The 14842-nt window shown below is 55.3% G+C and carries 8 protein-coding genes; 3 read left to right on the forward strand and 5 right to left on the reverse strand.

Annotated elements, in window-relative coordinates:
- Both WCA10_RS07450 and WCA10_RS07455 read right to left on the reverse strand, forming a co-directional pair.
- Positions 1–758, reverse strand: a 758-nt coding sequence (locus WCA10_RS07450; RefSeq protein ID WP_472821877.1) for a hypothetical protein, incomplete at its 3' end; no start/stop codon positions are given.
- A gap of 263 nt (positions 759–1021) precedes the next feature.
- Positions 1022–4672, reverse strand: a complete 3651-nt coding sequence (locus tag WCA10_RS07455) for a carboxypeptidase-like regulatory domain-containing protein (protein WP_472821878.1) — start codon at positions 4670–4672, stop codon at positions 1022–1024.
- Between WCA10_RS07455 and WCA10_RS07460 the strand changes: the two genes are divergently transcribed.
- Complete coding sequence (locus tag WCA10_RS07460) at positions 4665–4931, forward strand: hypothetical protein (RefSeq protein ID WP_472821879.1); 267 nt, start codon at positions 4665–4667, stop codon at positions 4929–4931. The two genes, WCA10_RS07455 and WCA10_RS07460, sit on opposite strands and share 8 nt — an antisense overlap.
- A 96-nt stretch (positions 4932–5027) precedes the next feature.
- On the opposite strand, the gene WCA10_RS07465 is transcribed toward WCA10_RS07460, so the two are convergent.
- Positions 5028–6596: a CRTAC1 family protein gene (locus WCA10_RS07465; protein WP_472821880.1), complete on the reverse strand. Its 1569-nt coding sequence runs from the start codon at positions 6594–6596 to the stop codon at positions 5028–5030.
- 106 nt (positions 6597–6702) lie between these two features.
- Complete coding sequence (locus WCA10_RS07470; RefSeq protein WP_472821881.1) at positions 6703–7980, reverse strand: tetratricopeptide repeat protein; 1278 nt, start codon at positions 7978–7980, stop codon at positions 6703–6705.
- A 142-nt stretch (positions 7981–8122) separates the two neighbouring features.
- Here WCA10_RS07470 and WCA10_RS07475 point away from each other — a divergent pair, with 142 nt between their 5' ends.
- Positions 8123–10507 carry an MGH1-like glycoside hydrolase domain-containing protein gene (locus WCA10_RS07475; RefSeq protein ID WP_472821882.1) on the forward strand — a complete coding sequence of 795 codons (2385 nt, stop codon included), beginning with the start codon at positions 8123–8125 and terminating at the stop codon, positions 10505–10507.
- Here WCA10_RS07475 and WCA10_RS07480 read toward each other — a convergent pair.
- Complete coding sequence (locus WCA10_RS07480; RefSeq protein WP_472821883.1) at positions 10445–11881, reverse strand: arabinose isomerase; 1437 nt, start codon at positions 11879–11881, stop codon at positions 10445–10447. The two genes, WCA10_RS07475 and WCA10_RS07480, sit on opposite strands and share 63 nt — an antisense overlap.
- A 349-nt stretch (positions 11882–12230) precedes the next feature.
- Between WCA10_RS07480 and WCA10_RS07485 the strand changes: the two genes are divergently transcribed.
- The gene (locus tag WCA10_RS07485; RefSeq protein ID WP_472821884.1) at positions 12231–13964 is read left to right on the forward strand and encodes a beta-L-arabinofuranosidase domain-containing protein; all 1734 of its coding nucleotides are present in this window, start codon (positions 12231–12233) and stop codon (positions 13962–13964) included.
- Positions 13965–14842: the final 878 nt, after the last annotated feature.

Genomic DNA, 14842 nt, shown 5'->3' on the forward strand with positions numbered 1-14842 from the left:
GTCTGCGACCCTACGGAATCTGCGACCCATCCGTAAGGTGTCGTATAGTTCTTTTTCACCCATGCAAACAGAAACCTGGAACGTTTCAGCACTTCGCTTCGATTTAGATTACCGCCTGCTCGCGAGCAGCGAAGAATTCCGGAATAGGTGTCCATCCATGCATGCAGGTGTCCTTCCCAGCCGGTCTTGGTGATCACTCCTTGCTCGGTGACGGTAGAGTCGTGATAGAAAGCCCAGCGACTGAGCCGTTCGGCGTATCGCAACGCGGAGGCATCGCCTGTCAATTCGTAGAAACGAATGATGGGCAGCACCTGGTATGCAGCCATATGAGAACATGGAGCGATCGGTGTAGCAACCTCAGGAAACCAAAGATAGTCTTCTTGATGCCGCGCTCGCTTATCCAGTCCATTGATCAGAGCACTAATTCTGGCTCTGACAACTGGATCGTGACTGTCGTTAAAGTCGGTGACCATGCCATAGAGCGCGCTGCCCTGCGCGAACATATGGTCGACTTTACCTTGATCGGGATTCATGATCAGGCCATCCTGGTCCTGAAGACCGAAGAGAAACCCTCGAATTCGAGCTTCGTCCTGCAACATGCTGCTGGTTGGTTCAAACATATTGCGGCCCATGATGAGCGCTTCAAGGAACCTGCCACTCATATCGCCAAAGTCCCAAATGTCATGTCGGAGCCGTGTAGGTTTCCAGTCCTTCACTTCAACAAGGAACCAAGGCCGGTAGCTTGCGTTGGTATCCATCCGACTGGAGATGCAAGACATCGCCGCGCGGACTGGCGAGCGAAGGTCAAGAGTATCCGGCTGAAAGGATCTTTCTGAGCGCGAAAAGGAATTGACAAAGGTGCTTGCGCATAGCGTCGACAGGAATTCGCGTCTCAGCATAGTTTGTGCACCCCTTGCCGAATATCTTTGATCATGATCATCGCCGCTCGCTGTGCTCGAGGTGCGGATGAGCTTGTTCCGCACCTCATGAAGCATCAATCAGCAGGTTGTGATCCTCAACGCTAGAAGAAAAAGCGCAGGCCAATCTGCATAATACGGCTTCCCGTCTTACCGTTGACGCCTCCAAATGTCTGATCATCGGGATTAGGGTCCAGCGCGGATTGGCCAGGTTGGCCATAGGTTGGGTGGTTGAAGACATTGGTTGCTTCGATGCGCGTCTCTAGGTAGCGCGTACTCTCCGCCCCAAAGTAGAACTTCTTGAGGAGCGTCGCGTCGGTATTTACATCGCCGGGGTTTCGCACGTTTGGGAACACGAATGGCGAATTGCCCAATGTGTAGTCCGAGGTCCTGGAAAATACACCTGGGTTGAAAATACGTTTCGCTGTGTGCAGGAAAGCTCCGTTTACATAGACATTGTCGTTGTAGTTCTTGCTCTGTTCCACAGTACCCTGCTGCAACGACCAGCGGATTGCGGCGCCTGGCGCGGTTACACCGCCGGAAACATCGGGGACCAGGACGGGGGCGCCTTTCGGATCCCAGACCGAAATTGCTGCTACACCCCAGCCTCCAACCACTTTATCGAGAATCCTCTCGCCGAGATCCTGAGGGCTGCCCAGGAATTGCTTGCCGCGGCCAACGGGCAAATCATAAGAGATATTCAGCTTCATGGTTGACGGTTTTTCGTAGAGCGCCAACCCGTAACCTTCCATCAGATTGTGCGGGTTCTGAAGTATTCCTCGGTTAGCCGTACTTGCATGCTGAGCATCCTTACCGCCCGAATTTGTCAGAGTCTTTCGGAGCGCATAAGAAGCCAGCATTGTCAGGCCGTGCATCGAACGTGTCTGAATTTGAACATTTCCGAAGTTCGAAAATGATTTGCCCCAGGCAGCCTGGCCAGGCGATACCGACGTGTACTGCGGGGACTGCGATAGCAGCTGATAGAGTGGAACGGTTGGCTCAGCGTTGAAGGCCTGTGACTGTCCGAAGAATGGATTCGGCACCTGGGATTGGAGGGCCGAGCCTAGTTGATAGTACTGAACAGGAATATTGGTCAGACTCCACCCGGTGGCGACCATCAACAGATGCACACCTTTAATGCCTTGATATTCCCCGGAAAGTACAAAGTTCTTGCCTAGCTGGCGCTCGACACTGACACCCCACATATAGTCTGTGGGGCTATCGTAATGAGGTAAAATCCCCGCGCCTCCCGTGCTCGGATTCGCACTTGAGCCAAATGTAATATTGTTCCACCCTGCATTGGTTGTTACCGGCGGGAAGAAGCCTAGGTGAGAGCCATCCGGTTGCAGCGGGAAGGTTCCCAGTCCATGATCGTTGCCGAGTTCGCTAACCCAATGTTGTCCATCGAGAGATGGGATCTGGGTGAACTCATTGGAGTTGTAGTACATGCCGTAATAATCGAGTGACAGGCCACCGAGACCCTGATCGACGATTCCACCGCTGACATGCAGTACGGTCTTGGAATCAAATGAGTAAGAGACGCCTAGCCTCGGCTGAAAGTTCCGCCACGTCGTCGTGTAAAGATTTGTTTGAGGATGTTCCGGCGTATCGAGTAATACTGCGTGACCCGTTGGACCGGGACCTACCCATGCCGGAGTGGGAAGTGCGGCAAGGCCCGGCACAGAGTTGGCGACTGTGCCCCAGGAAAAGCCGCTGTTCGGCTGGATGACATTCTTTGCATTGATGTCGTATTGCACGCTGCCCTGCGGATGGCGCATGGATCTGGCTCCATCATGATCCCACCGGACGCCAAGCTGAACTGTGAGCTTGCTGTTAACTTTCCAGTCGTCCATCGCAAATGCTGCTTCGTTGAAGCCGAAGGGCGTGATGTTCCAATTCCCCCACTGGAAGAAGCTCGAGGAACCCATCATCAACTCCGCCAGCGGGCTACCCGTCAACCCGTCATTGTTATTCCAGTATTGATTGGAACCGCCTCCGGCACCTACTGATTGAACGCCGGTATTGTCGCCGCCCTTTTCCTGAAAGCGGTAGAAATACTGCTCGTATCCAAATTTCAATGTGTGGCGTCCGACTAACTTCGTGAAGGATGCGGTGCCGTTAGTGTTCTGGTTTACGAAAGAGTCGTACTCAAAGCCGCCAACCTGGCTATATCCTGCAACGTTTGTTCCAGGGGGAATCTGCGAAGTGACGCGCTCCGGATTGCTCACCAGTAAAGGGTCAAAACCCCAAGTGGTTGTATCAATACTCGAATCGCTGGCGGAGCCATATCCAGACAGGCCCAGGGTTAAGAGCCGGGATGTACTGACGCCTAGGCGCGCCTCGAAGACTGAGGTGGGAGAGACTTCCGCGGTGTACAGTGCATTGCCGCTCCAATCAGTGTCAGTCGTAGTGGCTGCACCTCCATGTACGTAAGGCGCTGGAACACTAAACAGAATATTGGATCGGCTCACGTTGGCATTCACACGCTGATGGCCGGTGATGTTTTCATCGAACCGTGCCAGGAAGCGATCAGTCGGGAATTTATCGTGAACGGTCGAATAGTAGTTGTTCACGTGATCAGAATTGGCGGACGGAGCATGATTGGGAGCAGGCCAAAGGGCCATGTACTTCGACCAAAGTTGGCTCTGGCCAGATAGATTTCCCGTCGGTCCAGAAGAAGGCGAAGTCGGAATCTTGCTATTAGGAAATTGCGGCCTTACCCAGTTATTGCTCGCATCGTAGTATCCATTGAATGGATCAAATATCTTCGCATAGACAGGTTGGCCATTCTGCTGATTGATAACGGTCTGGGAGAAGTCGCCTTGCCTGTTTAATTCTGTCGGCACCGTACTTTCAATGTTCTGCGACTCAGAGAACCTTTCCCCTTCCCAGCCGAAGAAGAAGAATGTCCGGCTACGACTTGAATACAGGTGCGGGATGTTCAGCGGACCACCCACTGACGCGCCGTAATTGTTTTGATGAAAAGCCTGACGAGGAATTCCCTGCGCGTTGTTCATCCAGTCATTACTGTTCAGAATCTGATTGCGAAAGTATTCGAATAGGCGGCCGTGATATTTATCGGTTCCGGTTTTGGTTTCCAGGGAGATGATGCCACCGGAGTATCGTCCTTTGTCGGCAGTCAGCGCCCCTGTTTCGACGCGGAACTCACCAACACTATCAGGTGTTGGGATGGAACGATTGCTTGCATTCCATTCCGAATCTTGGACCGGGTTGCCATCCACAAGAATGCTGGTTCCGTTTACCTGTCCACCGGAGAGCGAGTAGCTGTTACCGCTGTTGGCAATCGCGTACGCAGAGGCACCCAAAGCAGGAATATTGTCACTCTGAGGGCCTGCTCCCTGCACCGACGGAACCGTCTCAGTCAAATCGAGCACGTCGCGATTCAGCTGTGGCAACTCAGTAATCATCTTGTTATCAAGAACGTCGGAGGTGCTCGCTTCGTCAGACGAAATGAGTGTCTGGCTGCTTGTGACTGTCACCGACTCCTCAACGGTGCCAAGCTTCAATTGAAAGTTTTCCGCCAACCGGTCACCGGTGCTTAGCGTAAGCCCGGCTCGCTTGGAAGCACCGAACCCGGGAGCCGACACCGTGATTGTGTACGGCCCGGGAAGAAGTTCGGGCAGCACATAAATTCCTGCGCCATTCGAAACGGAGGTGTAGGGCACGTTGGTGGAGACGTTGACTGCCTTGATCTCAGCTCCGGCAATCACCGCGCCCGAGGAGTCTGTGACCAATCCGCTCAGTTGGGCGTTTGACGACTGGGCGCGCATGATCGGACAAAGCATCCCAAAAGCCGAAATTACGATCACGCCCGTGATTAAGCTCAAATGCCGTGCAGCTTGTCTCCAAAGTGAATTCATTGGCTTTCTTGCCTCCTGGACCGCCGGGGCGCGGGACCACCACTATTTACATGACCGGCTGATCTTAGAAACCATTCATATTCCCTCTTCAAAACGGGAGTCTATGCGGGATCAAGATATTTCTTTTGTTTAATGGCTTTCTTGCCAGCGAGAGATTCAGGGAAAGAGACGCCAGTGGACGTAAATTACACATTTCTCCCGATGCATTGCTTGCGGTGGCGTCCAGCATTCAGCCGACTTGCTCTGCAATGTTCAAGCGCTGATCTGCGGCTACATGGCCAAGTTTCTGGAGGATGCCAGTGGGCCAACGAATCTCCAGTTCGGCGTCCGCCGCTTCGCCCAGGCCGAAGTGAATGGTCAAATCGCTCGTCGAGCCATAGCCGACACTTCCCGAGACGGTTCTCACCTGCATCCTTCCGCCCGCATTGCAGCGAACTTCGGCGCCGATTGCCGACCGATTGCTGCGACGCCCGGTAAGACGTAGTTGGAGCCAGTGTGCGGCAGGTTGTTCCAATGTACTGCGATTCCACCAGAGCTCAATGGGTGCATTCAAGGCGGTCACTGCTGCGTCCAGGCGGCCATCACGATCAAAATCAGCGAATACAACGCCTCGATGTTGCGCTGCGTTACCGAAGTCGCTGCCCACACTCTCAGTCACATCTTCGAAGTGCCCGCCCAGGTTTCTAAAAATGCGATTAGACTGAGCGTCCTGGACGTCAAGGCCACCGCCAGCTACAAACAGGTCAAGCCATCCGTCGTTGTCCAGATCCACCAGACCGCAGCCCCAGCCGTTCCACCTGCGGCTCAGGTTGAGCATCCCCGTGCGCACACTGCCATCGTCGAAAATGCCCTTCCCTTGATTCAGGAAGACTTCGTAGGTCTCGTTCTTGAGTCCTGTCATGACGATGTCGGGTCGACCATCCCCATTAATATCCCCAAAATCCGCACCCATGCCCGAGATGTTGCGACCATCGCCGTTGTATGCCACACCGGCATCGATGCCGATTTCTTCGAAGCCTTTCCCTCGATTACGCAGCAGCAGATTGCGAGCGTTGTCGTTGGCTACAAATAGTCCCGGTTGGCCATCGCCCGCGAAATCCGCCACCGTCAGCCCCATACCTTTACCCAGGAGATCTGGCAACCCCTGCTTACGCGTGATCTCAGTGAATGTGCCGTCCCCATTGTTGTGATAAAGCTGCATAGACTCTGCACGGTAACGGTCCGGATGGCAGTAAGCGCGAGCCTGGTCTTGCACCCCGCCACAAATGGGATCCTGACCTGGTTCCCAGTCGCAGTAATTCGAAATGAACAGATCGAGAAATCCGTCGGCGTCGTAGTCGATCCAACAAGCTCCGACAGACCAAAGGGGCGGCTTCGAAGAAGTCGGTGGATTCAAACCCGACGTCTTTGTTACATCTGTGAAGGTGCCGTCCCCGTTGTTGCGATAGAGGTAGTTTGCATGGACACCGGCGACGAACAGATCTTCGTCCCCGTCGTTGTTGTAATCACCCACGGCGACACCCATGCTGTAGCCTTCGCCTTGCAATCCTGCCTTGGCGGTAACATCACTGAACGTGCCATCGCGGTTGTTTCGATAAAGGCGGTTCCAGAATTGGGGGCCGGTCTTCTTTAGCGATGGCAACGATGCACCGTTAGTACAGAAGAGATCGGGCCAGCCGTCAGAATCAAAGTCGATGACGCTCAATCCACCAGGAAGTGTTTCCACCTGGTATTTGCGCCCGGTGGCATCGTTTCGCAAAACAAAGTCGAGGCCGGCCTGTTTCGCTCTGTTTGACATGCGAATCCTACTGGTCGTTGGTACTACCGCCGCCAAGACGTTGCCTGTCCAGCCAACACCCGGAGCAGTTGCAGTGAGCGCTGCCAACGCGCGCAACATGCTGCGCCTACTGGTTAGCATTGGAATCCTTTTTCTCGCTTAGATGGTCGCGGGCTTGGAATGCATCGGAAAGACGCCGTGCCTCCGCTGCCGCCTTGGCTGCCTCGGCCTCTCGTCCCTGTTCGCGCAGCACTCGCGATTCGAGTGAATGCAGCGCACCTTTCTCGTCAGGGTAACCGGCCGCAAGGGCTGGAGCTAGAGCCTTCAACGCCTCGTCAGGATGGCCAGTCTGCGCGAGGGCCCTGCCCAATTCCACCTGGACCGAAAGATCGCCCGGCGATTCGGTGGCGAGCTTCCTCAGCCATGGGAGCGCCTGCTCATAATCGCGGCCGTTCATCGACACCAAGGCCATGGTGTGCAACGCCTCGCGCCTATGAGGATCAATGGCGAGAGCCGCCAGTGCTGACTTTTGTGCACCATCATTGTTGCCAGAGGTATACTGTGCGGCGGCAAGCCGTTCCAGAAGTGCCGGATCGTCTGGTCGAAGCGCGAGAGCTTGGCGATAGTCCGTTTCCGCCGACGTTGCATCACCCTTCAATCGAAGCAATATATCGCCTCGAAGACGGTACAACGCCGCCGCATCCTCCGTGCTTTCCTGCAACTGCTTTGCTGCGTTGCCCGCTTCCAGCGCATAACAGATAGACAGCGCGTATGCCGTCTCCATTTGCTGATTTGTCCCGAAGTCGACTGGCTCTAGTGCCAACCTGCGTTCCAAGGATGGAATAGAGCCATTGCAGGCCAGAGACGATTCCGGCTTGGCGGCGGCCGCCACAAGGCGTCGAACTGTCGCAACACCCGTATCGGTAGCACGAAGTTTCTCGCCGATCTGCCGAAAGCGCTCCAATGCAAAGGCAGCCCACGACTCCAACGCCTGCTCGGAGCCATGTCCACGTTCGATGGCCCGGTGATAGGCTTCTGCGGCCTGCGCATACCGACCGAGGCTTGCTTCTGCTTCTCCTAAATAGTCCTCGGGGAATTCCTCACCGGGCTTAATGCGCGCGGCCATTTCCAGGCGGGGTAATGCTTCTGCTGTCTTGCCGGATCGTAGAAGGTCTATCCCCAGCAGGAGATTGGCAAAGTAGTCGTCGGGCTGGAGCCGTCGTGCGCGCTCCAACACCGGTATTGCGTCTGCAAAGCGAGCCTGCTGATGCAACGCGAAACCCTGCTTAAGCAGAGTTTGGAATGGATCGCCGTTCACGCTTTGGGAGGCTGCCGGAATGAACATCGAGATCGCCAGCACTGTGATTGCCATCAGCGTGGAGCCATTCTGGAGTGGGCGGGACATCCTTCGGCCACCATAGCGCCTTGGCGCGCTGGTTGCAAATTGGATCCCAACTGCCTTCGGCTGCTAGCATGGACGCGCAATCGTTACAGCATGCGCCGGCCCTTCACTCGGGATCGAGAAGCGTGCAGTCAAGGAAGCCTTCATGTCCCTCCATCCACGTCATCTGGTCGTCACCCTGATCGTTCTCCTGGTTGGAGCAGGCGCATTATCCGGTCAGAACAATTCTGTCGAAAAGAAAGATAAAGTTTCCGCACCAGACAAGCACGGAGCGCTTCCACTCAATACAGAGAGCAATGTCCAGCACCGCTTTGTTGCAGTACACGGCAGACGCTCGCTCGTTGAAGGCTATGCTTCTAACGGCCTCGAGATCTGGGCGTATCCTTTCCAAATTCTTTTTGGCTATCATGTTGCATTTCGCGTAGAGGGAACCACCACGTCCATTCCCGGCGAGGATGTCCTGCGGCGAATAACCTATGCGCCAGACTCAATCACGCGTATCTACGTAGGATCGAATTTTGTGGTCCGCGAGAAAATCTTTGTGCCGCTCGATGAACCCGCTGCAATCTTCACGTATCAGGTGCAAAGTACACGTTCAATCAATATCGAGGTGCATGCAACGCCAGTCTTGGACCTGATGTGGCCTGCTGCGATTGGCGGACAGAGCGTTGCGTGGGATGGAGCACTCCCGGCGTATGTTCTCTCGGAACCGGCAACGAAATACACGGCGGTGGTCGGCTCGCCAGACATGGTTGCCCATAATGACAACGGCAGTCGAACCGTTAGCATCGCTGACGATTCCAGCATTTCGTTCACTCTTCAACCAGATGCCTCTCAGTGCGCATACCTATTCGTCGCGCTAAATATGCCGCAAATATCTGAACCTGGCACACTGCTGCGACGCCTGATTCGCGACCGTACGATACTCGAAGCAGATGCCACGGCTCATTATGCTGACTTCAGTGCTCATGCGATGCAGATCGAAACCCCTGATCCAAAAGTGAATGAGGCGCTTGCCTGGGCGGAGACGGCTCTGGACCAGGCATGGGTTTGCAATCCTCAACTCGGCTGTGGGATTGTCGCCGGCTACGGACCATCCCGCATAAAACGCAGACCGCAGTATTCATGGTTTTTCGCCGGCGACGGCCTGGTTGCGACCGATGCGCTCGTGAGTGAGGGAGAATATGCACGCGCACGGGACGAATTAACATTCATCTTGCGATGGCAGGATCCCAAAACTGGAATGATCTGGCACGAACTCTCGCAAAGCGCGGCGTTTTTGGATTGGGCTGGAAAGTATCCCTACATGTACGCCCATGTGGATATTACTTTTCAATTTCTTGACTCTCTGCAGCGATATGTGACCTCAAGTGGAGATGTGGCGTTCGCCGTCGATCATTGGAGCGCTATTGAAGCCGCTTATGCATATTGCCGTTCCTTGATTGACCCGGATAACGGGTTGCCGCGCATTCCTCCAGATCGTATGGGGGGGGATGAGCAGGATCGCGAGTCGGATGATCTCGGTCTCTCTGCAAGCTGGGTTTCGGCCGCAGAAGCCTTCGCCCGTCTCGCCGCTCTGACAAACCACCCTTCCGAAGGAGTAGAAGCACGCAAAGCAGGTTCGAAGGCCCTCGGCGCGATTGCAGGTCTCTATTGGAATAGCGAACAATCCTTTTGGATACCGGGGCACACCAGCGTGGGGAAAGCGCTGCCAGAGCGGCGAAGTTCTCCGGCGGGAGCTCTCGAGCTGCACATCTTTTCTCCTCGACAGAGCGAGACCATACTCGATCAGCTTGCCACATCGTCTTTCCAGACCGACTGGGGAACGCGTACGGTTGGCGCTGGATCGGCCGGCTTTGATCCTGAGTCCTATGCAAAAGGAAGTGTCTTTACAATCGGCACCGCAGAGGTTGCAATGGCATTTTGGTCGGCTCACCGCCCGGCAACGGCGCTACAGATTTGGAGTTCCATGCTGCCCTTGTTCTCGTTGGATTCTCTGGGACATGTGCATGAAGTTCTCACCGGTAATTCCTATCGTCCACAGATCGAATCAGTACCCGAACAAACCTGGTCCTCCGCTGGGTTCTTTGACTCGACGGTTCACGGACTGCTCGGATTGGAAGTGGACTCCGTCAACCGAAGGATCAGGTTTGCACCACATTTGCCTCCTCAGTGGAACGACGTGTCGGTCACGAATATTTGGCTATCCGATGTATCAATCGGGCTTTCATTGCATCGCGCCAAGGACGGCTTCGTTCTTAGGATTAATAATGCAGGCAGGCCATTTAACCTCGAGTTCTCACCGCAAATACCTCTCGGCTCACCGCAGGTCAGAGCGGAGGTTAACCACAAGCCAATTGCTGTGGATTTGCACATGAACCCACAGGATGAACACGCTTGTGTAGAAATGGATGTGGCGCACGGAAATAGCGAGCTTTATCTCAGCTTCGCTGGCGGCCAGCACGTTCTAACATATTTGCAAAAACGGAATGCCCAGGAGTTGCGCCAGCTTGCTCAAACACCCAGATAGGTGCCCTATGCCGATCGCACAATGGTGCGCCGGGCCTTGCGCATTCCAGGCCTCTACGAATCCGCGCGCGCCAATCGGAAATCGATAACGGCTGTTTGTGTTGCCTATGTGCAGCACCTCGCCTGAAACGCACTCAGCATGTGCGGCTAGCAGCTTGAATCCGTGTGCAGCGTCTTCGACGATAGACAGCAGAGTTACGGGGCCGTGCTTCACGCTCATCTCAACAGACAATCCACGACCCACTTTGCCGTGAAAGACGGCGAGCGGACGTACTTTTGTTTTGCTCTCGGCAATGGCTATGTGTCCAGGCCCATCGTGGCCCATCAGAACGTGGTTAGCGTTCAAGTCCAACCCATAAAATTCGGAGAAAGATCCTCCTGCGCCAAGGCAGTCCATGATTTTCATTGCGAGAACGTTCTTGACTTCGTATTCGCCAGCAACGGGAACTCCGCGTGCAGTAAGCAGTGAGGTCCCGAGGATGATCGAGCTCATCGTATCCTCGTTCGCGGGCACTCCACTGCCCATGTGGTAGTAGGCCAGAGACTGCAGGTCGTGCGCTGTGGTGAACTGATCCAGGGCGACGGAGGTACGCGCCGCGCGCGCCAATTCTTCTTGCGCGCAATCGGACTGAACGTCAAAGTGACTGCGAAATAGCTCGATGCGTTTTGCGATCTCGGCTTCACTTACAGTGCCACGGATTGCGCTCAGTTCGTCGACCTCAAGTTGTTCGATGTGACAGCCGAAGGAGATCGACACTTGCGTGACATCCGTCATGATGTCGAGCATCCCACTGTAATAATGTCCGAGCAATCCAAGACGGTTATCGGCGAGCGCCTTCTTGACACGGGCGGCTTGTATCCACGCATTGATTTCACTCCAGACCGCCTCGTCCCCCAATACTCCTGTCACCTGGTTGAAGGCAATACCGGCTCGCGAAAACACATTGGCGATCTCAGGCACTGAACAAGATGAGCAGAAGGCCAGCCATTCCCCGGTCATCGCCGTTCTATCCGGCAAGCGGTTGAATGCGTCGTAGTCTATGGCTGCTTGCGGCTGCAGATTCAGAACCAATACTGGAACTTTTGCGCGCTGCACCATCGGCAGCACGGTGCTTGAGAGCGCATAAGTAGTTACGTAAATTATCAGCAGATCCACGTCTGCGCGTAGACAGGCATGCCCCGCATCACGCCCGCTCTGGGGACTGTCAACCATGCCCAGGAACTCTACAGATGCCCCAGTCTTTTCAAGGTGCTTGCCAATCTGGCGCACATAGCCGTCAAGGCGGACGCGCAGACCATCGAATTGAGGCCAATAGGCCTCGAGCCCGATGCCGCACAAGCCGACACGCAGTGGGTTTTGGTTTTCCTCCATCATCGGATTTACTCCTCGAAGCCTGACATGCTCCGCTGTTAACAGGGGCATTGAATGGCACCCATCGTGCTATCTATTGGGCCATTTTTCAGCTCGCCGCAGCCGGTTCTGCTCCTTAACTCCAGTCGCCTCTTCCGGGTGCGGCTTGTCGCCGGGCCGCAGGTCTCTTTCTGAATCTTTGACGATAGTAGATTAACGGAATAGGGTGAGATCACAGTTTTCCAAGCCCCTGAACTCTTACCCGGTTCCTGTTGTTACCAGGATCGAGTGGGCAGGGATGCGGATCGCCGAATAACGAACGGTAACATTCGGCATAGTCGAGAAAGGTTTTACCTTGAACCGTCGAAATTTCGTGAAGACCGCTGCACTGGTTCCGTTGGCTCCGTTCTCCCTCGCATCACTAGCTCCCGAAAAATCCACGGACATTTCAGAGCCGCCATTAATTAACAGCCCGCTGCACGAGCGGTATGAACTCACGCTGCGCAGGGTGCTCTCGGGAGCCTTACCGGCGTACACGGAGGAGTTCTTGCTGGCCGATGTCCGTCCTGTACCGGAGCGCCGATTTACCGAGTACAGCGGTGATCTGTCCGGCCGTTATATTGGAGCACTCGCCACCGCAGCCCAGGTCTTTGGCACAAAGTTTTCGGGTTTGGATGCGCTGGTGAACAAGGCCATCGCCCTCGAAAAGCCCGAAGGGTATTTCGGTATAACCTTCCATTTCGACCGGCCGACCGATCAGGACCTTGACCTGCTATGGGGCAACGGCCGGCTGCTGGTTGGCCTGATTGAGTATTACCGATTAAAGCCATCCCCAGCAGTCCTGGAGGCATGCAGGCGTCTGGGAGACTTTCTGGTGCGGGTCGGCCCGCTAATGCTTTCCAAGGAGACTCGCGACGCGTTTGGCGCGCAGCACTTCGCATCAAGCTATATCTGCTGGATGCAGCAGACCGAAGGTTTGGCCAACCTGTACATGGTTACCCACGATGAGCGGTACCGAAAGCTCGCCGAGCAAATTGCCGCGGTTATTGAGCGCCGTCCCAGCGATCATGTACATGGCTACCTGGCCAGTCTCCGTGGAGTAGTGGATCTATACCAAGCGACCAAGGACGCCCGCTTACTGCGCCAGTGCGAGGCAGCCTGGCAAGACGTGGCCCAGTCAGAGGATCTACTCGTCACCGGCGGCGTTCCCGAGGGCTGGAGCCCGAACGGACACCGCACCGAAGGCTGTGCGGAGGCGGATTGGGTGCGCCTAAGTCTCTCGCTCTGGAAGGCGACCGTTAGGACCAGGTACCTGGCAATGGCAGAGCGCACGGTCTTCAACGACTTCGCGTTCAACCAGTTTGCGACCGGAGACTTTGGGCATCGCCTGTACTCTGAGACCGGGCTGCCTGCCAATGGTTCGGCACGGGCCTGGTGGTGCTGTACGCTGCACGGCCTTCGCTGTTTTCCTGACATCTATAGAAGTGCGTTTCGAAGTCAGGATGGCGCGGTAAACTTCGATCTTCCGGTCGATGGCAGGATGGAAAACGCGATCCTTTCGGTATCGGCAACTTCTTCCCTTGCCCACGATGGAACGGTCAAAATCACGATTGGTTCAGCTGGAGAAGCACCCACGTCGTTGCGTATCCGTAAGCCGGAGTGGGCCGAGAATTTAAATCTACAACTCAACGGCATCGCGATCCAGGCCACTGTTGATAGCGGCTACTTAGAAGTTCACCGGCGATGGCAGAGTGGTGACGTTCTGACAGTGCAGTACGGGATGCAACTCCGATCCGAGCCGAGCGGCAACGCTAGGATTGCGTATTCATATGGGCCGTGGCTACTGGGTGCGCCGGAATCGGATAATCCTTTCTATTTCAATGAACTGACCAGCGACAATCGGATGTTGGAGGTCACGGAGAAATCGTCATCCCCCGCAGATCAGCCAGTGAGACCGTTTGCTGTTCCTATCGCGGCGAAAACCTTTCGATATGCCCCGGCCGAGTTTCCTGATCAGACCTCAACAGTAAGATTGCGCGCGATCGCCGAGCAGTCGGGCCAATCCACGACGGCGTGGGAATTGCGATTCCGCACGGCAAACTCGTAGCAGCCGAATCTCCACGAGTCTGATTTGCGTACTGGGAAGAGAGCGTGAGGTCGGAAATAGCGCGATCCCATTGACCCATTCGTTGGTATACGCCCGCTCTCGTTTGATAGAGCTCATAGAGATGTCCAGCAAGATGGTAAGCAGAGACCATCCGCAACTCTTCCGCGGCTAGAGCGAGCGCCTCGTTGTTTCGTCCGAGACCGCTGAGAGCCTCAATCTTCGCGGTGATGGCAATTGTAGGGTATGCAGCCCCGCGAGTTTTGCCGGCAACTTTGATCGCCTCATCCAGCGGACCGAGAGCCTCTTGATATTTGTGCATCTCGACCAGGCCGACCCCGTACATGCTCGCGTATCGGATATGGGCGCCGGGGTCGAGCGCTTTCGCCACGGTCCAGGCTTTGACCACATCCTTTTTGGCCGTTGTGATGTCGCCGAGCAGGTATGCCGCAATTCCCTGCTCACCGATTGCACGCGCCGCCAACAAGTAGTGGTGTTGCCGGTCTGCCAATGATCCGACTTCCGCCCAAGTCTGGCGCGCCATCCCGGAGTCGTAGTTCACTTCGAGCATCCCGAGAATAGTCAAGATGCGAAGACGTGTTTCCGGATCCTTCGCCTCCGGCAGGTCAAGATCCGCCCTGAGAAGCGCAATTTGGCTTGGGATGGATGTTGAAGACTCGCTATGCGCGGGTATCTGGCTCACTCTCGCGTAGAGAGCCTTTGAGAGTTGAAGCCGCTGGGTGAATCTCTGTTCGGCTTGCCGATAGAGGGGTTCTGCCTGGATCCAACTGTTGAGCCACGATAGATCGTCGGCTCGCTGCAGCAGCGCCTCTGGACCGTGAGAGAACCACTGCCGGAAGACTCGATACCCGACAATGCTC

Origin of the sequence: Occallatibacter sp., assembly GCF_049582745.1 — a bacterium.
Classification (GTDB): Bacteria; Acidobacteriota; Terriglobia; order Terriglobales; family Acidobacteriaceae; genus Telmatobacter.